At 63.1% G+C, this 22,194-nt stretch carries 22 protein-coding genes; 16 read left to right on the plus strand and 6 right to left on the minus strand.

All coding sequences use genetic code 11. From position 1 onward, the window contains the following. The first annotated feature begins 9 nt into the window (after positions 1-9). On the plus strand, positions 10-645 hold the full coding sequence (locus IPM49_05595) for a carbonic anhydrase (GenBank protein ID MBK9274001.1): 636 nt from the start codon (positions 10-12) through the stop codon (positions 643-645). A 6-nt stretch (positions 646-651) separates the two neighbouring features. Here the strand turns inward: IPM49_05595 and IPM49_05600 are convergent, their stop codons facing one another. Continuing rightward, the gene (locus IPM49_05600; GenBank protein ID MBK9274002.1) at positions 652-2,112 is read right to left on the minus strand and encodes an NADP-dependent isocitrate dehydrogenase; all 1,461 of its coding nucleotides are present in this window, start codon (positions 2,110-2,112) and stop codon (positions 652-654) included. Further along, complete coding sequence (locus IPM49_05605; protein MBK9274003.1) at positions 2,109-2,807, minus strand: TetR/AcrR family transcriptional regulator; 699 nt, start codon at positions 2,805-2,807, stop codon at positions 2,109-2,111. Before IPM49_05605 ends, IPM49_05600 begins: the two co-directional genes overlap by 4 nt. Before the next feature lie 73 nt (positions 2,808-2,880). On the opposite strand from IPM49_05605, the gene IPM49_05610 reads away from it, so the two are divergent. The 5 genes from IPM49_05610 to IPM49_05630 all read left to right on the plus strand — a co-directional run bounded on the left by IPM49_05610 (position 2,881) and on the right by IPM49_05630 (position 7,007). Continuing rightward, positions 2,881-3,096 carry a hypothetical protein gene (locus IPM49_05610; GenBank protein MBK9274004.1) on the plus strand — a complete coding sequence of 72 codons (216 nt, stop codon included), beginning with the start codon at positions 2,881-2,883 and terminating at the stop codon, positions 3,094-3,096. A 6-nt stretch (positions 3,097-3,102) separates the two neighbouring features. Then, complete coding sequence (locus IPM49_05615) at positions 3,103-4,065, plus strand: sodium-dependent bicarbonate transport family permease (GenBank protein ID MBK9274005.1); 963 nt, start codon at positions 3,103-3,105, stop codon at positions 4,063-4,065. Positions 4,066-4,076: 11 nt separating this feature from the next. Next, complete coding sequence (locus IPM49_05620) at positions 4,077-4,931, plus strand: hypothetical protein (protein ID MBK9274006.1); 855 nt, start codon at positions 4,077-4,079, stop codon at positions 4,929-4,931. A 58-nt stretch (positions 4,932-4,989) separates the two neighbouring features. After that, entirely contained in the window at positions 4,990-6,618 is a 1,629-nt protein-coding gene (pruA, locus tag IPM49_05625) for an L-glutamate gamma-semialdehyde dehydrogenase (GenBank protein MBK9274007.1), read from the plus strand. A gap of 80 nt (positions 6,619-6,698) precedes the next feature. After that, the gene (locus IPM49_05630) at positions 6,699-7,007 is read left to right on the plus strand and encodes a septum formation initiator family protein (GenBank protein ID MBK9274008.1); all 309 of its coding nucleotides are present in this window, start codon (positions 6,699-6,701) and stop codon (positions 7,005-7,007) included. An 18-nt stretch (positions 7,008-7,025) separates the two neighbouring features. Here the strand turns inward: IPM49_05630 and IPM49_05635 are convergent, their stop codons facing one another. Beyond that, positions 7,026-7,496 carry a peptidylprolyl isomerase gene (locus IPM49_05635; protein ID MBK9274009.1) on the minus strand — a complete coding sequence of 157 codons (471 nt, stop codon included), beginning with the start codon at positions 7,494-7,496 and terminating at the stop codon, positions 7,026-7,028. A 113-nt stretch (positions 7,497-7,609) separates the two neighbouring features. On the opposite strand from IPM49_05635, the gene scpA reads away from it, so the two are divergent. The 4 genes from scpA (at position 7,610) to IPM49_05655 (ending at position 13,899) form a co-directional block, all read left to right on the plus strand. Continuing rightward, positions 7,610-10,834 carry a methylmalonyl-CoA mutase gene (gene scpA / locus IPM49_05640; protein MBK9274010.1) on the plus strand — a complete coding sequence of 1,075 codons (3,225 nt, stop codon included), beginning with the start codon at positions 7,610-7,612 and terminating at the stop codon, positions 10,832-10,834. 302 nt (positions 10,835-11,136) lie between these two features. Then, positions 11,137-11,388, plus strand: coding sequence for a KTSC domain-containing protein (locus tag IPM49_05645; protein ID MBK9274011.1), 252 nt, complete (start codon positions 11,137-11,139; stop codon positions 11,386-11,388). A gap of 20 nt (positions 11,389-11,408) precedes the next feature. Next, the gene (locus IPM49_05650) at positions 11,409-12,623 is read left to right on the plus strand and encodes a hypothetical protein (GenBank protein MBK9274012.1); all 1,215 of its coding nucleotides are present in this window, start codon (positions 11,409-11,411) and stop codon (positions 12,621-12,623) included. 79 nt (positions 12,624-12,702) lie between these two features. Further along, entirely contained in the window at positions 12,703-13,899 is a 1,197-nt protein-coding gene (locus IPM49_05655; protein MBK9274013.1) for a hypothetical protein, read from the plus strand. Between the two features lie 262 nt (positions 13,900-14,161). On the opposite strand, the gene IPM49_05660 is transcribed toward IPM49_05655, so the two are convergent. Next, positions 14,162-15,172, minus strand: a complete 1,011-nt coding sequence (locus tag IPM49_05660; protein ID MBK9274014.1) for an IS110 family transposase — start codon at positions 15,170-15,172, stop codon at positions 14,162-14,164. A gap of 628 nt (positions 15,173-15,800) precedes the next feature. Here IPM49_05660 and IPM49_05665 point away from each other — a divergent pair. The 5 genes from IPM49_05665 to IPM49_05685 are packed head-to-tail and all read left to right on the plus strand — an operon-like array spanning position 15,801 to position 19,154. Further along, complete coding sequence (locus IPM49_05665) at positions 15,801-16,166, plus strand: helix-turn-helix transcriptional regulator (GenBank protein MBK9274015.1); 366 nt, start codon at positions 15,801-15,803, stop codon at positions 16,164-16,166. Then, entirely contained in the window at positions 16,160-17,473 is a 1,314-nt protein-coding gene (locus tag IPM49_05670) for a type II toxin-antitoxin system HipA family toxin (GenBank protein MBK9274016.1), read from the plus strand. Before IPM49_05665 ends, IPM49_05670 begins: the two co-directional genes overlap by 7 nt. Before the next feature lie 48 nt (positions 17,474-17,521). Further along, positions 17,522-18,265: a hypothetical protein gene (locus IPM49_05675; GenBank protein MBK9274017.1), complete on the plus strand. Its 744-nt coding sequence runs from the start codon at positions 17,522-17,524 to the stop codon at positions 18,263-18,265. Positions 18,266-18,267: 2 nt separating this feature from the next. Continuing rightward, positions 18,268-18,903 carry a DUF523 domain-containing protein gene (locus tag IPM49_05680; protein MBK9274018.1) on the plus strand — a complete coding sequence of 212 codons (636 nt, stop codon included), beginning with the start codon at positions 18,268-18,270 and terminating at the stop codon, positions 18,901-18,903. Next, the gene (locus IPM49_05685; GenBank protein MBK9274019.1) at positions 18,900-19,154 is read left to right on the plus strand and encodes a Smr/MutS family protein; all 255 of its coding nucleotides are present in this window, start codon (positions 18,900-18,902) and stop codon (positions 19,152-19,154) included. The genes IPM49_05680 and IPM49_05685 overlap by 4 nt, the downstream gene beginning before the upstream one ends. Positions 19,155-19,157: 3 nt before the next feature. Here the strand turns inward: IPM49_05685 and IPM49_05690 are convergent, their stop codons facing one another. Next, positions 19,158-19,835 carry a hypothetical protein gene (locus IPM49_05690; protein MBK9274020.1) on the minus strand — a complete coding sequence of 226 codons (678 nt, stop codon included), beginning with the start codon at positions 19,833-19,835 and terminating at the stop codon, positions 19,158-19,160. Between the two features lie 126 nt (positions 19,836-19,961). Between IPM49_05690 and IPM49_05695 the strand changes: the two genes are divergently transcribed. Beyond that, positions 19,962-21,794, plus strand: a complete 1,833-nt coding sequence (locus tag IPM49_05695) for an ABC transporter ATP-binding protein (GenBank protein ID MBK9274021.1) — start codon at positions 19,962-19,964, stop codon at positions 21,792-21,794. Here the strand turns inward: IPM49_05695 and IPM49_05700 are convergent. Beyond that, on the minus strand, positions 21,776-22,192 hold the full coding sequence (locus tag IPM49_05700; GenBank protein ID MBK9274022.1) for an NUDIX hydrolase: 417 nt from the start codon (positions 22,190-22,192) through the stop codon (positions 21,776-21,778). The genes IPM49_05695 and IPM49_05700 overlap by 19 nt on opposite strands. Positions 22,193-22,194: the final 2 nt, after the last annotated feature.

A 22,194-nucleotide genomic window follows, 5' to 3' on the forward strand; every position in this document is an offset into this window, starting at 1 on the left:
TCCCATACCATGGACAGCTATCACAAGCTCCTGTTGAACAACAAGGCCTGGGCCGAGAACACGGTGGCCCAGGACGCCGAGTTCTTCCATCGCCTCGAGAAGCTCCAGCGACCGGAGTTCCTCTGGATCGGCTGCAGCGACAGCCGCGTGCCCGCCAACGAGATCACCGGCACCCAACCCGGGGAGATCTTCGTGCACCGCAACATCGCCAACCTGGTGGTGCACACGGACCTCAACCTCCTGAGCGTGCTCCAGTACGCCGTGGAGTACCTGAAGGTGAAGCACGTCATCGTCTGCGGCCACTACGGTTGCGGTGGTGTGCACGCGGCCATGACCCATCAGAGCCTCGGCCTGATCAACAAATGGCTGCGCAACATCAAGGACGTGTATCGCTTGCACAAGGCCGAGGTGGACGCGCAACCCACGGAACAGGCCCGGTTGGACCGCATGGTCGAGCTCAACGTGCAGGAGCAGGTGATGGACCTGGTGAAGACCAGCATCATCCAGAAAGCCTGGAAGGACCGTGGCGGCCCCCATCTGCACGGCTGGGTGTACAGCCTGCATGACGGCATCGTGAAGCCGATCTGCGATGTCCCCGCGGGTACGCCCGTGGACGACATCTACCGGTTCGACAACCTGGAGTAAGGCGGTTCATTCCCCCTGCCCGAGGGAGAAGCCGCGCACGTGGTCGAAGAGGTACAGGTTCTCGGTCTTGATCACGTCCACGCCCGCCTCGGTGAGCAGGTGCAGCAATTGCACCACCTGCCGCTGGCCGATGGGCATGTACGTCGCCTTGCTGTCATCGATGGCCACATCGGGCCCCACGAAGCGGCAGCGCCAGTGGTCGGTGCAGAAGGTCTCGGGGAAGCCCTCGGGCCAGACCTTCACGCCGCGGTTGGTGATGAGCTTGAGCTTCAACATCCCGTGCGAGGCCTTCTGCAGGCGGGCCGCCAGCTCGTCGGGCGCGCTCGTCGGGTCGCACACGAACACATCCACGCCGCAGAGCTCACGCTTCACCGCGGGACGGTCATACGCGTACTTCAGTGCGGTGCCGTGCTTCATCTCCACGCTGCTCAGCTGCTTGGGCTTGCGGCCCAGGCGCTCGACCACCGCATCAGCGAACTCGGCGGTGCCCACCCGCTTCTTCGACACGCCCTCCTGGAAGATGTCGCCGGGATGCAGCCCATCCTCCAGTGCGCAGAGCCAGGCGTTCTGGATGGCCCCGGCCTTTTCCGGCAGGCCCAGGTGCACGAGCATCATACAGGCCGCATTGAGCATGGCGCTGGGGTTGGCGATGCCCTGGCCGGCGATGTCGGGCGCACTGCCATGGATGGCCTCGAACATGCTGATGCGATCGCCGATGTTGGCGCTCCCCGCCATGCCCACGCTGCCGGTGAGCTCGGCGGTGACATCGCTGATGATGTCGCCGTAGAGGTTCAGCGTCACGATCACATCATAGCGGTCGGGCTGCGTGGCCACGCGCGCGGTGCCGATGTCGATGATCTGGATCTCCTGCTGAAGGCCGGGATACTCCTTGCCCACGCGGCGGAACATGTCGGCGAACATGCCGTCCGTGAGCTTCATGATGTTGTCCTTCACCAGGCAGGTCACCTTCTTACGGCCGTTGGCGTGCGCGTACTCGAAGGCGTAGCGGATGATCTTCTCGGTGCCGGGCAGGCTGAGGACCTTCAGGCACTGGAACACGTCGGTGGTCTGGCGGTGCTCGATGCCCGCGTAGAGGTCCTCCTCGTTCTCGCGCACCACCACCACGTCCATGCCCGGGTGCTGCGTGCGCACGAAGGGGTGGAAGCTGCGGCACGGGCGCACGTTGGCGTACAGGCCCAGGGTCTTCCGGATGGTGACGTTGAGGCTCTTGTACCCCAAACCCTGCGGCGTGGTGATGGGGCCCTTGAGGAAGACGGGGTTCCGGCGCAGTGTGGCCCAGGCCTCGGCGGGGATGCCGCTGCTGTTGCCGGAGAGGTAGACCTTCTCGCCCACCTCGATGTGCTCATAGGTAAGACCGCATTGCGCGGCGTCGAGGATGCGGAGCACCGCATCGGTGATCTCCGGTCCGATGCCGTCGCCCTTGGCGACGGTGATGGTATGGCTCATCTCTTCTTGAGGGGTTGTGCGTGGTCGAGGTAGGTGATGGTGCGGTGCAGCAGGTGCTGCGCCAGTTGCTTGAGGTCCTTGCGGCTGCTGAGCTCGGTGAGCGAGGGCAGGTGCTCCATGGCGAAGGGCAGGCTGTGCGCCATCTCGATCACCGTGGTGGCGAAGGAGCGCGGCCAGGGCACGTCGGCACGGCAGGCCACCAGGCGCTCGGCCATGAAGGCGCTGAGCTCCTTGTAGGGCAGGAAGAGCCGGCGGGCGTTGTCATCATCCACGTTCTTGTGGAGGTAGCTCTTCATGCCCTCCTCGATCACCAGGCGACGCAGGGCATGCGGGTCGAGCTGCAGCGGCGGCAGCGGCCTGGGCCAGACGCCGCAGATGGCCTCCACGATGTCCTCCAGCGCCTCGCGCGGGTCGTGCGCACGCTCGGCGATGCGTCCGCAGACCTGCCGCAGCCAGAGCCAGTAGAGCTGGTAGTAGTACTGGAGCAGCCGCTGCTTGTTGGGGAAGTACTTGTAGAGCGTGACCTCCGTGCTGCCCATGCGGTCCGCGAGCTTCCTGAAGGTGAAGGCCTCGAGCCCCAGTTCGTTCATGAGCCCGAGCCCCTCCTCCAGCACGCGCAGGCCCAGCCCGGTGGACTCGGGATCCTTGAGGGACAGGGCCGGATCGGGGCGGAGGTGGAGGTGCGCGGAGGCCATTGCGGGGGCGAATATAGTATTACTTAACTGTTCGGATAGTTTCACTTACTTCGCACCGCGGGAGGACAACTTCATGGAAGAGCTCATCACCGGCCATCGGGTCCAGTTGATCGGGACGGCCATCGCCCTGGCGGCGTTCGCGGGCCTCAGGACCAACTTGCGCTGGCTCGTGCGCAACGCGGTGTTCAAGTTCGTCCTCATCCGTCTGAGGGACGTGCACCCGCTGACGGTGCCGAACTCGGTGCTGCTGAAGAGCCCGTTCGCCATCGCCTCATCCCATCGTAACTAGCCCGGCATGGACACCCAGCTCCTGCTCTCGAACCTCACCAACCCCACCCTGCTCTTCTTCCTGCTGGGCATCGTGGCGCATCTGGTCAGGAGCGACCTGGAGATCCCGCCCACCACCATCAAGTTCATCTCGCTCTACCTGCTCTTCGCGATCGGCTTCAAGGGCGGCCAGGAACTGGCGCACGAGCACCTGAACATCCAGGTCACCAAGGAGCTGGTCTTCGGCATGGCCATCGCGTCCGCCATCCCGTTCTACGCCTTCTTCCTGTTGCGCGGCAAGCTGGGCGTGCAGAACGCCGGTGCGGTGGCGGCCGCCTACGGTTCGGTGAGCGCGGTGACCTTCGTGGCGGCCAGCAGCTTCCTGGAGGCCAAGGGCCTGCCGTTCAGCGGGCACATGGTGGCCATCATGGCGCTGATGGAGAGCCCCGCGATCATCGTGGGCATGGTGCTGTTGATGCGGTACGACAAGGAGGGCACCGGGCGCCCCTCGCTCGGGCACATGCTGAAGCACTCGTTCACCAACGCCAGCGTGCTCATGCTCATCGGCAGCCTGCTCATCGGGCTGGTGGCCGATGCCAGGCAGGCCGAGGGCATCAAGCCCTTCACCACCGACATCTTCAAGGGCTTCCTCGCGATCTTCCTGCTGGAGATGGGGATGGTGACGGCCTCGCGGTTCGCGGCCTTCCGCGCGTACGGGGGCTATGTGAGCGCCATGGCCCTGGTGCTCCCGCTGGTGAACGGCAGCCTGGTGGCCTGGTCCAGCGGGTCCATCACCACCGACCCGGGCGACCGCTTCATGTTCGCGGTGCTCGCCGCCAGCGCCAGCTACATCGCCGTGCCCGCCGCCATGCGCCTGGCCGCGCCGAAGGCCGACCCCGGGCTCTACATCCCGATGGCCCTCGGCGTCACCTTCCCCTTCAACATCACTGTGGGCATGCCGCTCTACCTCGGCATCATCCAGGCCGGTTGACCATGGATGCCGTGCACGAACGCTTCGCAGGGCGCACCCTCGCGGTGGCCACCATGCACGGCAAGGAGCAGGTGATCGGTCCGGCCCTGTGCGCCGCGCTCCCGCTGGCGGGCTTCGACGCCATCGCCGACCTGGACACCGACCGCTTCGGAGCCTTCAGCGGCGAGGTGGAGCGCACGCACGACCCGCGCACCGCCGCACTCCACAAGGCCATACACGGGGCCGAACGCAGCGGCATGGACCTGGTGATCGCCAGCGAAGGCTCCTTCGTGCCCTACCCGCCCGCGCCCTTCCTGACCTGCGATGAGGAGTGGCTGGTGCTTTACGATGCGCGCGACGGCCGCAATTGGGCGCATCGCCATGTGTCGCTGGAGACCATGGCCGGCGGGGAGGAATGCCGCACGGTGGATCAGGTTCGGACGTTCGCCCAACGCATCGGCTTCCCCTCGCACGGCCTGGTGCTGAAGCCTCAGGAGCGCTGGCGGGAAGGCGATGCGGTGATCAAGGGGATCGCGGATCGTGATGCCCTGGAGGTCCATGCCGCTCGGATCATCGGTGCGCATGGCACGGTGTGGGCGGAGTGCGACCTGCGGGCGATGCTGAACCCCACCCGCATGGCGGTGATCCGCGCCACCGCCGAACGCTTCGCGCAGGAGCTGGCCCACTGCTGCCCGGCCTGCGGCGAGCCGCACTTCGCCATCACCGAAGCCGTTCCCGGACTGCCCTGCGGGCTGTGCGGCATGCCCACGCGCAGCACCCTGTTCCATCTTCGGAACTGCGGGCGCTGCGGGCACAGTGCGCAGGAACCGCGCGAGGATGGCCGCGTCAGCGAGGATCCGCAATACTGCGACCACTGCAACCCGTGACCCTTGTCACGCTCTCCAGCCACAGCAGGCTGGGTATCTTCGCGCCCCATTCCACGCCATGACCGACGCCATCTTCCACAGCCCCGCCCCCCTCAACGAACCGGTCCTCTCCTACGCCCCCGGCACTAGGGAACGCGAGCAGCTCTTCGCCGCGTACGACCGCATGATGAAGGAGAAGCGCGAGCTGCCCATGTGGATCGGTGGCAAGCCGGTGGAGACCAAGGACCGCCGTCCGGTGCGTCCCCCGCACCAGCACAAGCACATCCTGGGCTACAGCCACCACGGCGACAAGGGGCACGTGAAGCAGGCCATCGCCGCCGCGCTGCGCGCCAAGAAGGACTGGGAGAGCATGCGCTGGGAGGACCGCGCCGCCATCTTCCTGAAGGCGGCCGACCTGTTGAGCGGTCCGTACCGTGCCGCCATCAACGCCAGCAGCATGCTGGCCCAGAGCAAGAACGCCTTCCAGGCCGAGATCGACGCCGCCTGCGAGTTCGCCGACTTCCTGCGCTTCAACGTGCACTACATGCAGCAGATCTACCGTGACCAGCCCTACAGCCCGGCCGGCACGTGGAACCGCGTGGAGTACCGCCCGCTGGAAGGCTTCGTGTTCGCCCTCACGCCCTTCAACTTCACCAGCATCGCCGGCAACCTGCCCAGCAGCGCCGCCCTCATGGGCAACACCGTGGTGTGGAAGTGCGCCGACAGCCAGGTGTACAGCGCGCAGGTGATCATGGACCTCTTCCGCGCCGCGGGCCTGCCCGGCGGGGTCATCAACCTGGTCCACGTGAGCGGCAAGGACGCTGGTGAGGTGATCTTCAGCCACCCCGACTTCGCCGGCATCCACTTCACCGGCAGCACCAGCGTGTTCCAGACCATCTGGTCCACCATCGGCGCCAACATCCGCACCTACCGCAGCTACCCGCGGATCGTGGGCGAGACCGGCGGCAAGGACTTCGTGATCGCGCACCCCAGCGCCGACCCCGTGGAGGTGGCCACCGCGCTGAGCCGCGGCGCCTTCGAGTTCCAGGGGCAGAAGTGCAGCGCCGCCAGCCGCGCCTACATCCCCGGCAACCTGTGGCCCACGGTGAAAAAGGAGCTGCTGGCCGACCTGGAGAGCTTCACGATGGGCAGCCCGCGCGACCCGAAGAACTTCATCAACGCCGTGATCGACGAGAAGGCCTTCGACAAGATCGCTTCGTACATCGACGGGTTGAAGAAGGACCGGAAGAACGTGAGCATCATCGCCGGCGGCACCTACGACAAGAGCCAGGGCTGGTTCATCGCGCCCACCGTGGCCGTGACGAAGGACCCGAAGAGCACCACGATGTGCGAGGAGATCTTCGGGCCCGTGCTCACCATCTACGTGTACCCCGAGAACGAGTGGGCGAAGACCCTGAAGCTCGTGGACGCCACCAGCCCGTACGCCCTCACCGGTGCGGTGTTCAGCCGGGACCGCGCGGCGATCGTGGAGGCCACCGACGCCCTGCGCCACGCGGCCGGCAACTTCTACATCAACGACAAGCCCACGGGGGCCGTGGTGGGGCAGCAGCCCTTCGGCGGCGCGCGCGGCAGCGGCACCAACGACAAGGCCGGCAGCTACCTCAACCTGCTCCGCTGGGTCAACGCCCGCACCATCAAGGAGAACTTCGTACCGCCCACGGACCACCGGTATCCGTTCATGGCGTGAGGGGTTCTCCACGATCGATCGTTGATCGCGCACACGCCGAAGCCTGCCCTGACCCTGGTTGAACGTGCCACCTTCGCAGGGTGAAGGAGAAGCTGAGCCGTTTCGTGCCTGCCGGCCTGCGCAACCGCTACGGAGTGGCGGTGCTGGTGCTCGTGGCCTGGATCGCCTTCTTCGACGAGTATGACCTGTGGACCACCTTCAAGCTCCGCCGCCAGCTGGCGCGCATGAAAAGTGAGCAGGCCTGGTACCAGGAGCAGATCGGCGTCACCCGGCAGCACCTGCATCAGCTCACCAGCGACAAACAGCTGCTGGAGAAGTTCGCCCGGGAGCGCTACCTGATGAAGCGCGACAACGAGGAGATCTTCGTGCTGGTGCCTGCGGAGGACTGACCCGGTCCTCCGTTCCGCTCAGTGATGATGCCCACCGGGCCCGTGCACATGACCATGCGCGATCTCATCGGCCGTGGCCTCACGTACATCGGTGATCTCCACCTTGAAGTGCAGTGTCACTCCTGCCAGGGGATGATTGCCGTTCAGGACCACCTCCCCGTCCTTCACCTCCACCACGCTCCATACCCGGTTGTCCGGGGTCTGGAACTGCATGCCCTCCTCCACCGTCTGATCGCCGAAGCGGTCCATGGGCACGCGCTGCAGCAGGGAGTGATCCAGCTCACCGTAGCCCTTCCCCGGCTCCACGACCACTTCCATCGTATCGCCCTTCACGCGCCCCTCCATCCGCTCCTCCAGGCCCGGTACGATGTTCCCCGCACCATGCAGGTAGGCGAACGCATCGCGTCCGGCGCTGGTGTCCAGCAGCACGCCGTCCGGGTCGTTCAGGGTATAATGGAAAGTGACCACGGAGTGCTTGCCGATCTGCATGAGCATTGTTTGTGGGGGCAAGGTACGGCGCGTGCCGCACGCGCTGTTGCTCGCCAGCACCGGCTTGGAACGGCTGCTCCGAAGTGCACCACGGCGTGCCGAACTTCGCCCCGATGGCAACCACGAAGCTGTTCGAGGCCTTCCCCCCCGCCACGCGTGCGCAATGGGAGGCCGTGATCAAGAAGGAGCTCAAGGACAAGGAGATCGCCTCCTTGTTCGTGCAAGTGGAGGGCGAGACGCTCCCCCCTTTCCACATGGCCGGGGAAGCTGGTGCCGGCGGAAGCCGCCGCCGCGGCGTGAAGCGCGAGGGCAACCCCTGGCGGGCCACCATCGGCGTGGACGCCAGCGATGCCGATGCCAACGACAAGCTGCTCGAGGGCCTCATGGGCGGTGCCGATGCCGTCGAGGTCTACGGCCGCATGCCCGACCTGTCGCCGGTACTGAACGACGTGCTGCTCGGGGGCATCGACCTGCAGGTGGATGGCGAGCACGGCACCCTGGGCCTGCTGCTGAAGCGCGCCGCGGAACAGCAGGTGGCCCCCACCGACCTCAGCCTCTGCCTGGGCCTTCCCCATGATGCCGACGTGCGCGACCTGAAGGACCGCATCGCGCAGCACCCGCGCATCCGCCTGTTCAGCGTGAGCGATGGCGCTTCGCGGAACACGCATGAAGCTCTAGAGCAAGGCCGGATGCTGCTGCAACGCCTGCTGGACCAAGGCTTCGCCATCGATGACGCCTGTGCCCGTCTCCAGTTCCGCCTCCACCTCGGGGATGATCTGTTCCTGGAAGTTGCACGCATGCGCGCCTTCCGCGAGGCCTGGGCCGCCGTGGTGGATGCATTCAAGCCGGAGCACGACTGCTCGCACAACACTTGGGTCCAGGCCGTCGTCTGCTACCCTGCCGAGACGAAGTCCGCGCACGAGAACCTGATCCGCGCCACGCTGCAGGCGGTGTCCGCGATCACCGGCGGCTGCGATGGCCTCACCATTCCCACTCCTGCCCTGCCCGAAGGTGATGCGCTCGCCCGCCGCGTGGTCCGCAACATCCACAACCTGCTGCGCGACGAGAGCTTCCTGGGCCGCGTGGCCGATCCCACTGGCGGGAGCTATTCGGTGGATAAGCTGACGGATGTGTTGGTGGAAAAGATGGTTGTCGGTTGTCAGTTGTCAGCTGCCAGCGCCCCACCCAGCCGGACAACGGACAACCAACAACTGACAACCGGCATTCCCAACAGAGAAGAAATCCCCCTTAAGTCCTTCTACAGGCCCGTCGATGCCGCGCAGCTCGAGCACCTGCATTACGCCGCCGGCATCCCACCCTACCTGCGCGGACCCTACGGCAGCATGTACGCCATCCGTCCGTGGACCATCCGGCAGTACGCGGGATTCAGCACGGCCGAGGAGAGCAACGCCTTCTACCGCCGCAACCTCGCCGCAGGTCAAATGGGTCTCAGCGTCGCTTTCGACCTCGCCACGCACCGCGGCTACGACAGCGACCACCCGCGCGTGAAGGGCGATGTGGGCAAGGCCGGCGTGGCCATCAGCAGCGTGGAGGACATGAAGATCCTGTTCGACAACATCCCGCTGGACAAGATGAGCGTGAGCATGACCATGAACGGCGCCGTGCTGCCCATCATGGCCTTCTTCATCGTGGCGGCAGAGGAACAGGGCGTACCACCCGAGCAGTTGCAGGGCACCATCCAGAACGACATCCTCAAGGAGTTCATGGTGCGCAATACCTACATCTACCCGCCGGGGCCCAGCATGCGCATCGTGGGCGACATCTTCAGCTATTGCGCGAAGAAGATGCCCAAGTTCAACAGCATCAGCATCAGCGGCTACCACATGCACGAGGCCGGTGCGCCTGCCGACCTGGAACTGGCCTACACGCTGGCCGACGGCATCGAGTACGTGCGCACGGGCATGGCGGCCGGCATGCAGGTGGACGAGTTCGCTGGTCGCCTCAGCTTCTTCTGGGGCATCGGCATGGACCTGTTCATGGAGGTGGCCAAGATGCGCGCGGGCCGTCTGCTATGGGCCAAGCTGCTGAAGGAGATCGGCGCCACCAGTCCGAAGAGCCTCGCGCTGCGCACGCACTGCCAGACCAGCGGCTGGAGCCTTACGGCGCAGGACCCCTTCAACAACGTGGCGCGCACCACGGTGGAAGCGCTCGCGGCGGTGCTCGGCGGCACGCAATCGTTGCACACCAACTCGCTGGACGAGGCCATCGCACTGCCCACCGACTTCAGCGCCAAGATCGCCCGCGACACGCAGCTCTACCTGCAGAAGAACGCTGGCATCACGAAGTGGATCGATCCGCTCGGCGGCAGTTACTACGTGGAGTGCCTCACGCACGAGCTGGTGCACAAGGCCTGGGCGCGCATCAAGGAAGTGGAGGAGCTCGGCGGCATGAGCAAGGCCATCGAGACCGGTCTGCCGAAGATGCGCATCGAAGAAGCCGCCGCGAAACGCCAGGCCCGCATCGACACCGGCAAGGACCGCATCATCGGCGTGAACGCGTTCCCGGTGGAGGAAGAGACCACCATCGAACTCCTCGAAGTGGACAACGCGAAAGTGCGGGAGCAGCAGATCGCACGGCTCAATGCGATGAAGGCGGCACGGAACGAGGTCGCCGTTGCCGAAGCACTTAGCGCACTGACGCAGGCCGCAAAGGCGAATGGCGAATGGTCATTGGCGAATGGTGAGCGCCGCAGTCACCAGTCGCCAAATACCATTCACCAAGACAACCTTCTAGAGCTAGCCGTCATCGCCGCCCGGCACAGAGCAACCCTCGGAGAAATAAGCGACGCCCTCGAAAAAGCCTACGGCCGCTACAGCGCGGTGATCCGCAGCATCAGCGGTGTTTACTCAGCCGAAAGCATGCAGGACCCCGAGATGAAGGAGGCCATGCGCCTCGCCGATGAATTCGCCAAGCACGAAGGCCGCCGCCCCCGCATCCTCGTCGCCAAGATGGGCCAGGACGGGCACGACCGCGGCGCCAAGGTGATCGCCACCAGCTTCGCCGACATCGGCTTCGATGTGGACATCGGTCCGCTGTTCCAGACCCCGCAGGAAGTGGCCAAGCAGGCCATCGAGAACGATGTGCACGTGTTGGGCATCAGCAGCCTCGCCGGCGGCCACAAGACCCTGGTACCCGAGGTGATCAAGGAGCTACGCGAGACCTACAAGCGCCCCGACATCCTGGTGGTGGCCGGTGGTGTGATCCCACCGAACGACTTCGAGTTCCTGAAGCAGGCCGGCTGCTTTGATGTGTATGGGCCGGGGACGAAGATCCCGGTGGCGGCGAAGGGGATCATTGCGATATTGATGGCACGGTGATGATGCGTGCCTTTGATGATTTGGGCGTGCCGGTTCCCCCGGCTCACAGGCCGGGGCTCCCGTCGCGCTTTCCGCTGTACTCCTCGCTCCTTCGGCGCTGCGGGGTGCCGCTCCAATCGCTCACGCGGGGTTCCCGTTCACCTATCGTGTTTCTTCTTGGAGCTGCTGTCCTGTTCTCCGGGTGCAGCAGCGATAGCGCGTCGTCCAGCGAAGTGAAAAGCGGTCCTGTTGATGAGGCCAACACATCTGTCGGAAACAGTTGTGCTGATCTCCCAACGTCATTCGCTTCATACACTGAGGCGATGAATCGCATCCGGTCAGCATCCTTTCGCATTGCAGAGGAACAGAACACGGACGAAAGCTCTTGGGTCCGAGGTGCCGAGTTCTACAGTTGCAATGGCGCTTCCGGATTCTTCATTCTCCGCACCGATGATCGCGAGTACATCCACGTTGACGTGCCGCTTAAAGTGTGGCATGGGTTCAAGGAAGCCTCATCGTTCGGGACCTATTACAACGCCAAGATCAAGAGGCGCTATCGCCTTGGCTTATACTGATGGAGCTACATTCGACACACATGAAACGCATCATTGCCAAAGAGTTCCTGCTGCTCGTCGGATGCTTGATTGTGGTTCTGCTTGTCGCCGTGTTCGGATGGATACGGGACTCTTGGTTTCAACATCGTGCTGATAGTCTCGGGCGAGAGCAGTCGGAACAGGCCACTATCCTAGACTCATTGAGTCAACTTTCGGTACCGAGGCATCTCGACTTCTTGGATTTGTTCGAACCCGACTTCGTGCGCAAGAACTACGATGTATTCCTCGTATCCCCCTTCTGGACCATGGACCCATTCTTTTCAGGCATTCACGGCGGTCCCATCCTAAGAAAAGTGGAAGGCGACCCTTTCGCCACCCAAGGAGCTAAACCTCAAGATGATCAGAACAAGCCATTCACGGGTGTTGAGGACGATCCATTTGAAGAGTTCGGCGGCCATGCAGTCAAGACCCCGAAATTCATCGAGGTTGAGGCGCCGGATGGAAGCGTCATAGAATTCCCCGAAACCATGACCAAAGGTGATATTGAGGCAGTTATGCAAAGGCATTATCCGAATATCAACAGGCGTTTCTTGGTGTGCATTGCAAAATCACTCAATGCCCAAGGGTACCTGACTGCCGATCGAATTGGGCAATTAGAAGCGACTTGCGGATTGTCTGGCGCAGACCTAATCGGAATCGAGCACGAACTGAGAAATGCAAGTGCAGGACATGAAATGTCATGGAAGCCGCCCTTAGATGCTGAGGAGGTGTACACTTCCTCAAAGACAGACGGGGCCTCTATAAGCTGGATCGAGGCGCTTCAAGAAAGAGGCGTGCCTAAGGATGAGATGACCAAGTGCCTCACGAAAGCCCGTTCCGATACGACCATTGCACCAAGTCTCCTTCATGCTGTCAGGGGCTTGCTGTGCGACACCATCCCGTATGCTGAACTGCGGGATGGTTTTGACTACCTGAAGCAACGCCGCGTCCTACGATGCAACTTTGACGAACTGCTGTACACGCTCCAGAATCAGGCCGTCCCCCCGAGCCAAGAAGCTCTAGAGGCTGCTGCGAGGCAGAGAGTAGTCGTTAATCAGCTCCGCGATGATAAGAATATCGCACGCGCGAGTATTTGGAACGAGACAAAGCAATGGATAGTGGTGAAATGGGTTGCGATCGTGCTGCTCGTGCTGGTCTATCCGTTACGGCTGCTCGTGATGGGAACACTCTGGGCAGTGCGAACTTTACGGACCTGAGGCTTGGCCTTCAGCCAGGCCCTCTACCGTTATGCCGCTCAGCCTGCTTCTGGACAAGTCTACATTTCAGATGCTCCACATGGAGCAGATGCTGGTGCTTCACAGGTACTACAACCCGAACGTAACCCCTACTCTGGTTACCGAGGTACTTGGCGACCTGAGCAAAGAGGTCGAACGAGGTACGCCAGCCGATAAGGTTTCCGCATTTGCCCGGAAGCTCCTCCCCCACCAGATCGCCATTAATGTAGACTACCGTTCGCTCATCGAAGGCGAGCTCCTTGGTCATCCTGTCGCTGCCGACTTTCGGCCACAGGTCGGGAATGGAATGTATGTGCGGTCTGCTTCTGGAGGTTTGGGTATGCGCATAGGGCCGTCGGCCGAGGAGGAGGCATTGCGTCGCTGGAGAGAACGGGAGTTCACGGACATTGAAGCGCTGACCGCAGAACTTTGGAGAAAGACGACCAGGAACCCGGATGTGCTGCAGAACCTCAAGACCGCGCTCAAGGATAAACTGGATCTTGAGCAACGCATTGGCGATCTTGACGGCATCCGAGAGCACACGGATCGGCTGCTCCAATCATCAGCCAACCAAGAGCATCTGCTTCAGTTCGCGCTAGCAGAGTTCGCCGTTTCGGCAGAGAGCGCGACCAAAGCCTATTCGCGTTGGCAGCAGGAAAGCCCAGCTTCATTTGAGCACTATGCGCCGTACGTCTATCACTGTTGTCGAGTTCGGCTGTTCTTCCTTCTCGCGCTCACTCATGACATTGATGGTATCGGAAGGAAGACGGATGGTATCGATCTTGAGTACCTGTACTACCTCCCCTTTTGTCGGGTCTTCACATCGAACGATGGCTTCCACAAGAAGCTCGCTCCATTCTTCATCACCGCCGAGCAGGATTTCGTTACTGGCGATGCTCTCCAAAAGGACCTGAAGGCAATCATCGAGTATTGTGAGACGCTAAGTGAAGAGAAGCACAAAAGCAGAGTATTGAAGGAGCCGCCGCAGATCCCTTCCTTGTTGACCTATCAGCTATGGGCTAAGTACTTCCAGTGGCCAAACCCTGGTTTTCATGACCCTAGGGCGAATGACATTGAATACCACCGCAAGAAAGCCCACGAATTGTACGACGCGACCAGGACGGGCACTCCGCCCAGCTCATCGGGCGAACCCGACTTCATGGTCGTTGAAAGAGCCATGAACTGGAATGATCCATGTCCTTGCAAGAGCGGACTATCACTGCGTGAATGCCTTCCGAAGCACGCTGTGGTCCAGTAATTCCTGCGACCCCTTCAGGGTCGAATGCCTGTTTGGCTGGGCCGAGTGCTAATGGCTGTGACCCCTCCGGGGTCAAGACCACTTAGGTCTCCGGTGATGCGCTCCCGACCCCGGAGGGGTCGCAGCAATTAGACCAAGATCGTCCGATTCCACCACGACCCGCCGGACGGCGGGGTCGCAGGCATCAGGCCGGATCTTCGGCAGGTCCATGGTCCCGGCCGTGATCGTTTGCGTTGTAGGCTTTCGCATTTCGCGTTAGGGATTATTCTATGACGTTTGCAAGGGGTGTTCGTATCTCGTAGGGTACTCCCTTCCGGATCACTGCACAGACACGGTGGATGAGCTTGTTGCGCATGGCGTTGAAGACGAGCATCTTGTGTTTGCCCTCAGCCACTTTGCGGTCATAGTAAGCGCGGAACTCACCGGGGAACCGGATGAGCCCGACCACCGAGACATGCAGCAGGGCCTTGAGCGTGTGGTTGGCATTGTGCGATACGCGGGTGCGCCCTCTGATGCTGGTGCCCGACCTGTTCTCGAAGGGTGCGCATCCGGCATGGCAAGCTAGCTGTCGCGGTGAGGTGAACCGCGTGAAGCCGTCGGTGAGGGCCAGCAGATGTGAGCCCAGGATGAGCCCAACGCCTTCCACAGACCTCAGCAGCTCGAAGCGCTTGCTCAACTCGGGCTCCGCGTTGATGGTGTCTTCGATCATGCCTTCCAGTTCCTTGATCACCTTGTCCAGCGCTTTGATCTGTGCCTTGTCGAACCGGGTGAACGGCCCGCGCAGGTCTTTGTCCATGAGCTTGTTCATGTCCTTGATCTGCCGCTGGTGCATGGTCTTGCGCATCACGTAGTTCTGGCGCTTGCTCAAGAGCTGCTTGAGCTTGTTCATCTTCAGCTGGTCAGCCGTGAACAACCGTGACTTGTCCTGGAAGCGACGGGCGTAGTCGGCGATCCTGAGCGCATCTACCCGGTCGCTCTTCCCCCGGGTCATGCCAATGCTCTGCTTGATGTCGTTGGGATGAGCAAGCCAGGTGGGGATCTCCAATTCCACCAACACTTCCAGCAGCGCATGGCCGTAGTAGCCCGTGGGCTCCAGGCACACCAGGTATTCTCCTTTGACCAGTGTGAACTCCTTGGTCCATCGGCGCAGTAGCGCCTTCACGCTCCTGGTGGTGTTCTCCACCTTGATCTCTGCGGCCAGTGTCCCGCGTTCATCCAACAAGGCCACATCCAAGGTCGCCTTGCTCACGTCGATCCCGATCCAGTGCTTCATGTTCGTTTACTTTTGGGTGACACACGATCCCCTGGGGGGAGCGCTGAGCATCGGGTCCTGAACTTGACAACTCTAGTAGGCCGTGAGCCTCACATTCTATCCAAGCCTCAGACCTGAGGGACCGCAGGTACCGATAATCGCTATAGGTCATCACACCTTCGCAGCGGACTGGTTCACCTGTGATCCTGCTCAGCCTCCTTCGGAGGAATTGTTCACTTCGAAGATGCTTCATCTTCCAAGCGTCCAAGTGTAGAGCAGCAGCGGAAAGCCCACAGCGAGGAACGAGCGAGGACTTGCAGCCCCGGCTCATGGGCCGGGGTAAACTACTGGCCCGACGGCGACATCCCGAGCGAAGGCTCTGCGAAGCGAAGGGACGAGCCGGAACGCCCCGCAACCGATCAGAGAATGAGCGGATCAGATGATCAGACAATGCCCCCGCCCCGGCATTCCATCTTCTGATCATCTGATCACCCTATCATCTAATCATATGTGTTGCTTAAAGACTCCATTGTTATCATCTTATTGTCTCTATGATGCTCTTAGGCATCTTTTGGATGTAACAGAACCGAAGGGAATGCGTATACTTGTGGCGGGAAAGCTGCGTTAGTGAACTGAACCCACCTTTACGATGGCTACGAGCAACATCAACTGGCAAGCCCTGAGCGACACCCAAGCAGTGGAAAGGCTGGGCGCGGAGCTGCGGCGCATGCGGCTGGAGCGCAACCTGAGCCAAGCCGAGGTGGCCACGCGCGCCGGTCTGGACCGCACCACCGTGGTGAAGCTGGAAGCCGGCAGGGCCGCCACCCTGCTCACCGTGGTGCAGGTGCTGCGCGCCATCGGGCGGCTGGAGCTGCTCGATGCCTTCCACCAGGAGCCGCAGCCCACGCCCTACATGCTGGTGGAGGCGCAGGAGAAGTACCTGAAGCAGCAACGAAAGCGCGCCAGCCGCAAGAAGGCCACCATCCTACCGCCCAAACCCAAGAGCACATGGTAACGCATGCACGTGTGCTCCTCTGGGGCCAGGTGGTGGGCCTGGTGGTGTGGGACGACCAACTGCAACGGGCCACCTTCCAGTACGATCGCGCCTTTACGCGCAGCGGGCTGGACGTGGCTCCCATCATGATGCCTTTGGCGAAGGCGCGCGGTGGCGATGAGGTCTTCAGCTTCGGCGATGTGCGCGACGAGACCTTCCGCGGGCTGCCAGGGCTGCTGGCCGACAGCCTGCCCGACCGCTTCGGGGAGCAGATCCTGAACGCGTGGCTGGCCACCCAGCAGCGCACGCCCGGCAGCGCCAACCCCGTGGAGCGCCTGTGCTACACCGGTCGCCGCGGCATGGGTGCGCTGGAGTTCGAGCCGGCCCACAACGACTGGGAGGCCAGCAGTGAGGCCCTGCAGGTGGAAGACCTGGTGCGCGTGGCGAACAGCGTGCTGTACGAGCGTGCCGCCTTCCGCACGAACCACAAGAATAAGGGCCGCGAGGAGGCCCTGATGGACATCCTGCAGGTGGGCACCTCGGCCGGCGGTGCCCGCGCCAAGGCGATCGTGGCCTTCAACGCGGATACGGGCGAAGTGCGCAGCGGCCAGGTGGACGGTCTGCCCGGCTTTACCTACTGCCTGATCAAGTTCGACGGCGTGACGAACGAGAAGCTCGGCGACCCCAAGGGCTACGGCCGCATTGAGTACGCCTACTACCTGATGGTGCGGGCGTGCGGCGTGGAGATGATGCCCTGCCGCCTGCTGGAGGAGCACGGGCGCGCGCACTTTCTCACCCAGCGCTTCGACCGCGTGCGCGACACGGAGGGCACGGTACACAAGCTGCACATGGCCACGCTCTGCGGCATCGCGCACATGGACTACAACCAGCCGCTGGTGCACAGCTACGAGCAGGCTTTCCAGGTGATGCGTGTGCTGGGCCTGCCCTACCCCGCCGCCGTGGAGCTCTTCCGCCGGATGTGCTTCAACGTGGTGGCCATGAACTGCGACGACCACACAAAGAACATCAGCTTCCTGATGGACCCGCAAGGCGCGTGGCACCTGGCCCCGGCGTACGACATGACCTATGCCTACCACCCGGAAAGCCTGTGGCTGCGGCAACACCAGATGAGCGTGAACGGCAAGCGCACGGACATCACCCGCGACGACCTGCTAGCAGTGGCCAAGGCGATGAACATCAAGAAGGCCGCTGCGATCATTGACGAGGTGAAGGCGGGCGTGAAGAAGTGGAAGACCTTTGCGAAGAAGGCGGAGGTGGAAGGGAAGCAGGTGGAGATGATCGGGCGGATGCACTTGACCAGGATCTAAGCCCGGGAAAGGACTTGAACCGCACGTTCCGATCACGACCTTCGCATCATGGGGCTCATCAGCTGGTTGAGCGAGTACCGCAAACGGAGGGCGTTATCGGGCATCACACACGCCTATTGCCTGGAAGGACGTGTGGATGGCAAGGTGGCATACCACCTGTTCCGCCTGGAGGACGGAAAGTTCATTGAGAGCTGCTGGGGGACCCCGAAACGATATGGGCGCGTGGGTTGCTCAGGAAGCGCTAATGTCGCCCAAGCCTTGGAGGCCATCGCCGAGAGGCGGGCGTATTATTACGCACAAGGCTTCGTGGAAGTGGAAGTGCCGGACTGGTGGCAGAAGGGCTACAGACCACCAGAGAACGAAGGCCCCGACTTCTTCGAGGACCCGGACTTCCACGAATGGGACGATGTGAAGGTGAAAGAAAAGGACACCTGGACCCATACGGGGATGTATCTCATGTGGCTGGACGCACGTGGCTTCCTTGACCCACCGACCGATGAGACCGATGCCCAACGACTGGCCCTTGCACGTCAACGGCAATTGACACCTGGAGCGTTCTTCGGCGCGGTGTACGGAGGATGGTTCGGTCCCGAGGAACTCACCGATGAAGGCTTGGACTTTACCCGCAGCTACTACACCGACAAGGGCTACAAGGCCGACTACCGCGCTCATGTGCTGAAGCCCCGAAGCAACTTCTACAGTGCAGCGGACACTTGGGAGACCTATGACCGTATCGCGCCGGTATTGGACGAACGGTATGCGGCGTGGAAAGAAGCGCAGTTGTTGAAATGACCATGCAGCGCCCCGCCCACCTCCCCGACCCTGCCTTCTTTCAGCGCCCGCGCCCCACGGCGGATCACCCCTTGGTGGTGATGATGAGCGCCTGTCTGGGCGGTATCGGCTGCGGGGTGGACGGCAGCACCAACGGCGATCATACACCCCTGCGCTCGTGGCTGGTGCGGCCCGAGGTGCGGCTGGTGAAGTTCTGCCCCGAGGACTTCTCCTTCGGCACACCGCGCATGACGCCTGACAGCCACGGCGGCAACGGCTTCGATGTGCTGGACGGCAAGGCGCGCTCATTGGCGGAGGACGGTACCGACTGGACCGAGGGCATGGTGAAGGCCGCCTTCGAAATGCGCGACCGGGCCCTGCGTGAGCGCGTGGACGTGGCGATCCTGATGGACATGAGCGGCGCCTGCGGCAGCACGGTGACCTACCTGGGCTCGCGCTTCGCGGCGGACAAGGTGTACCAGCAGGGTCCCGGTGTGGCGGCGGCGGCCTTGATCCGTGCGGGCATCCCGGTGATCTCGCAGCGCGACGACCGCTCACTGCGCATGCTGCGCGACCTGCTCGACGGCACGCACACGGTCAACAATGAGCGCGACCACTGGGAGAAGGAGTGGTACCAGAGCTACTTCGCGCGACCATGAGCAAGCACAAGCTCGACCTCCACGACATCTTCAACAAGGGCGACCAGATCGACCGGGCGCTGCGCGAGGCCATGGACTTCTGCATCGACCGCCGCATCGACATGCTGGAGATCATCCCAGGCAAGGGAAGCGGGCAGCTGAAGAAGAAGGTACTGCGCTTCCTGCAGCTACCGGAGGTGAAGAGGACCTACCATCGCATCGACAAGGACCGGGACAACTTCGGAAGGCTCTTCGTGCGGTTCAGGCACTGAGCCTTACGGCCGCGTGGCGAACCAAAGGTGGTGCTTCGTGCCCTTGTTGCGGTGCGCGAAGACCTTCTCCTCCTTCACCCGGAAACCGGCCAGCTCCAGGCGACGCGTGAAGGGATCGTGCTGATCGGTGGACCACACGGCGAGCACACCGCCGGGCCGCAGCGCCTTATAAGCGGACTGCAACCCGCGATGCGAGTACAGCCGGTTGTTCTTCACCTGGGTAAGCCCTTCCGGTCCGTTGTCCGTGTCGAGCAGGATCGCATCGTAACTCCCGTTCCCGGCGCGGATCAGCTCCAGCACGTCGCCCTGGTGCACGATGGTGCGCGGATCCTTCAGTGGGTTGCCGGCGCGCTCGCCCATCGGCCCCTGGTTCCATTTGACCACCTCGGGCACCAGCTCCGCCACGATCACCTTGCCCTTATCGCCCACGATCCGCAGCACGGCAGCGAGCGTGAAGCCCATGCCCAGCCCACCGATCACCACGTACGCCTCCTGCGGCGACCTCAGGCGCTTCAACGCGAGCTCCGCGAGGGCGTCCTCCGAGCCATGCATGGCCGTGGACATCAGTTCGCCCCGGATGCCGACCACCTCGATGGCGTACTCATTGCCGCGCTGGTAGAACAGCAGTTCGCCCCCGTTGTCGGGGATCAGTGCACGGTCGAGCAGCTTGTTGATGCGCATCTTCATGGCGTGGGCCGGTTGCACTGGAGCGGACAGGCGGGCGCGAAGGTCGCCAACCTGGCGTTGTCCTGACGATCCGTCGCACGGCTTGGAACGGCCCGGTATTGGGCCACAGCGGCCCCATCCATGCTCCCGACCTCCACAAAACTGCCCACGTCCCGCGCCGAGCGCACCCCCAACGGCCCCAAAGCCACCATCCGCGCGAAGGCCGGCGAACTGCCCAAGGCGGAGCGCAAGGTGACCTGGCGCACGGCATTCTGGCAGTACATCTGGCCGCGCCGAAAGCACATGCTCCTGGGACTCCTGCTGATCGTGGTGAGCCGCGTGGCGGGCATGGTGCTGCCGGGTAGCACCAAGTACCTGCTGGACGATGTGGTGGGACAGGGCGACCTGCAGATGCTGTGGGTGCTGCTGGGCGCTGTGGTGGGCGCGCTCATCGTGCAGAGCGTGACGAGCTATGCCCTCACCCAACTGCTGAGCGTGGAGGCGCAATTGCTCATCAGCCAACTGCGCACACAGGTGCAGCGCAAGATCCTCTCGCTGCCCACGAGCTTCTTCGACAACACCAAGAGCGGCGCGCTCGTGAGCCGGATCATGAGCGATGTGGAAGGCGTGCGCAACCTGGTGGGCACGGGCCTGGTGCAACTGATCGGCGGCACGCTCACCGCGCTGATCTCGCTGGTCTGGCTCATCTACATCAGTCCGTGGATGACCCTCTTCACCTTGGTGCCCGTGGGCTTCTTCGCGTTCATTGCCATGAAGGCCTTCGGCCGGATCCGACCGATCTTCCGCACACGGGGTGTCATCAACGCAGAGGTGACCGGCCGGCTCACGGAATCGCTGAACGGCGTACGCGTGATCAAGGGCTTCGGCGCGGAGGAGCAGGAGAACCAGACCTTCGAGCAGGGCGTGCAGCGGCTCTTCGACAACGTGAAGACCAGCCTCACCGCCACCTCCTTCATCAGCAGCATGAGCACCCTGCTGCTCGGACTGGCCAGCGCGGGCATCATGGGCATCGGGGCCTACCAGATGGTGGGCGGTGAGCTCACCAGCGGCGAGTTCGTGCAGTTCACCGTGCTGCTGGGCTTCATGATCGCGCCCATCGTGCAGATGAGCAACATCGGCAGCCAGCTCACCGAGGCCTTCGCCGGACTGGACCGCACCGAGGAGATCATGAACATGCAGCCCGAGGACATCGCGGAGGAACGGCCCATCGTGCTGGGCGAGGTGAAGGGCGACATCGCCTTCCACGATGTGCGCTTCGCCTACGCGGAAGGCAAGGAGGTGCTGCACGGCATCGACTTCACCGCCACAAAGGGCTCCGTGATCGCGCTGGTGGGCACAAGCGGCAGCGGCAAGAGCACCATCGCGGGCTTGGTGGCCACCTACCTCACCCCCACCGCCGGCACCGTCACCATCGATGGCCACGACCTGAGCAAGGTGCGCCTGAGCAGCTACCGCAGGCACCTGGGCGTGGTGCTGCAGGACGACTTCCTCTTCGAAGGCACGATCCGGGAGAACATCCTCTTCCCCCGCCCGGACGCCACCAAGGAGCAGTTGATGAAGGCCGTGAAGGGCGCCTACGTGAACGAGTTCACCGACCGCATGGAGCTGGGGCTGGACACGGTGATCGGTGAGCGCGGCGTAAAGCTGAGCGGTGGTCAGCGGCAGCGGGTGGCCATCGCGCGGGCCATGCTGGCCGATCCGAGGATCCTCATCCTCGACGAGGCCACGAGCAACCTCGACACCGAGAGCGAAGCGCTGATCCAGAAGAGCCTGAACGAACTGGTGAAGGACCGCACCACCTTCGTGATCGCGCACCGCCTCAGCACCATCCGCCAGGCCACGGAGATCCTGGTGATCGAGCAGGGACGCATCGCCGAGCGCGGCACGCACACCGAGCTCATCGCCAAGGAGGGTCGGTACTACGAGTTGTACACCTACCAAGCGCGCATCTGAGCGCGGTGGTCGGCGAGGATGCGAGCGTGGTCGAAGCCCATGGGAACCTCCTCACCCGGCTCCAGCCACCGATGCGCGCGGGCCTCGGAGGTGACGGTGGGTGTGCCACTAACGACCTCGGCACGATAGGCGATGCTGACGAAGGACCCGCGCGGGTCGCGACCGGGTTCCGAGTAGATGCCGATCAGGCCGGTGAGCTTCACCTCCAACCCAAGTTCCTCGCGCACCTCGCGGATGCAGGCCTGTTCCACGGTCTCGCCCGGATCCACAAGTCCGCCGGGAAAGACCCATGTGCCGCGGAAGGGATCGGTGCCGCGTTCCATGAGGAGCACGCGGCCGGCATGATCGGTGATCACCGCATCCACGGTGAGGACCACGCGGTCCGGATCGTGGCCCATCC

The organism is Flavobacteriales bacterium (genome assembly GCA_016715895.1).
Taxonomy (GTDB): Bacteria; Bacteroidota; Bacteroidia; order Flavobacteriales_F; family PHOS-HE28; genus PHOS-HE28.

Bases quoted from the DNA above. Each gene is read 5' to 3' on its own strand.
- IPM49_05610 (MBK9274004.1), top strand. From the start codon at position 2,881: ATGGAAGAGCTCATCACCGGCCATCGGGTCCAGTTGATCGGGACGGCC.
- IPM49_05665 (MBK9274015.1), top strand. From the start codon at position 15,801: ATGGCTACGAGCAACATCAACTGGCAAGCCCTGAGCGACACCCAAGCA.
- pruA (MBK9274007.1), top strand. From the start codon at position 4,990: ATGACCGACGCCATCTTCCACAGCCCCGCCCCCCTCAACGAACCGGTC.
- IPM49_05685 (MBK9274019.1), top strand. From the start codon at position 18,900: ATGAGCAAGCACAAGCTCGACCTCCACGACATCTTCAACAAGGGCGAC.
- IPM49_05635 (MBK9274009.1), bottom strand. From the start codon at position 7,496: ATGCAGATCGGCAAGCACTCCGTGGTCACTTTCCATTATACCCTGAAC.
- IPM49_05615 (MBK9274005.1), top strand. From the start codon at position 3,103: ATGGACACCCAGCTCCTGCTCTCGAACCTCACCAACCCCACCCTGCTC.
- IPM49_05595 (MBK9274001.1), top strand. From the start codon at position 10: ATGGACAGCTATCACAAGCTCCTGTTGAACAACAAGGCCTGGGCCGAG.
- IPM49_05605 (MBK9274003.1), bottom strand. From the start codon at position 2,807: ATGGCCTCCGCGCACCTCCACCTCCGCCCCGATCCGGCCCTGTCCCTC.
- IPM49_05650 (MBK9274012.1), top strand. From the start codon at position 11,409: ATGAAACGCATCATTGCCAAAGAGTTCCTGCTGCTCGTCGGATGCTTG.
- IPM49_05600 (MBK9274002.1), bottom strand. From the start codon at position 2,112: ATGAGCCATACCATCACCGTCGCCAAGGGCGACGGCATCGGACCGGAG.
- IPM49_05680 (MBK9274018.1), top strand. From the start codon at position 18,268: ATGCAGCGCCCCGCCCACCTCCCCGACCCTGCCTTCTTTCAGCGCCCG.
- IPM49_05645 (MBK9274011.1), top strand. From the start codon at position 11,137: ATGAATCGCATCCGGTCAGCATCCTTTCGCATTGCAGAGGAACAGAAC.
- IPM49_05675 (MBK9274017.1), top strand. From the start codon at position 17,522: ATGGGGCTCATCAGCTGGTTGAGCGAGTACCGCAAACGGAGGGCGTTA.
- IPM49_05655 (MBK9274013.1), top strand. From the start codon at position 12,703: ATGGAGCAGATGCTGGTGCTTCACAGGTACTACAACCCGAACGTAACC.
- IPM49_05660 (MBK9274014.1), bottom strand. From the start codon at position 15,172: ATGAAGCACTGGATCGGGATCGACGTGAGCAAGGCGACCTTGGATGTG.
- IPM49_05700 (MBK9274022.1), bottom strand. From the start codon at position 22,192: ATGGGCCACGATCCGGACCGCGTGGTCCTCACCGTGGATGCGGTGATC.
- scpA (MBK9274010.1), top strand. From the start codon at position 7,610: ATGGCAACCACGAAGCTGTTCGAGGCCTTCCCCCCCGCCACGCGTGCG.
- IPM49_05670 (MBK9274016.1), top strand. From the start codon at position 16,160: ATGGTAACGCATGCACGTGTGCTCCTCTGGGGCCAGGTGGTGGGCCTG.
- IPM49_05690 (MBK9274020.1), bottom strand. From the start codon at position 19,835: ATGCGCATCAACAAGCTGCTCGACCGTGCACTGATCCCCGACAACGGG.
- IPM49_05695 (MBK9274021.1), top strand. From the start codon at position 19,962: ATGCTCCCGACCTCCACAAAACTGCCCACGTCCCGCGCCGAGCGCACC.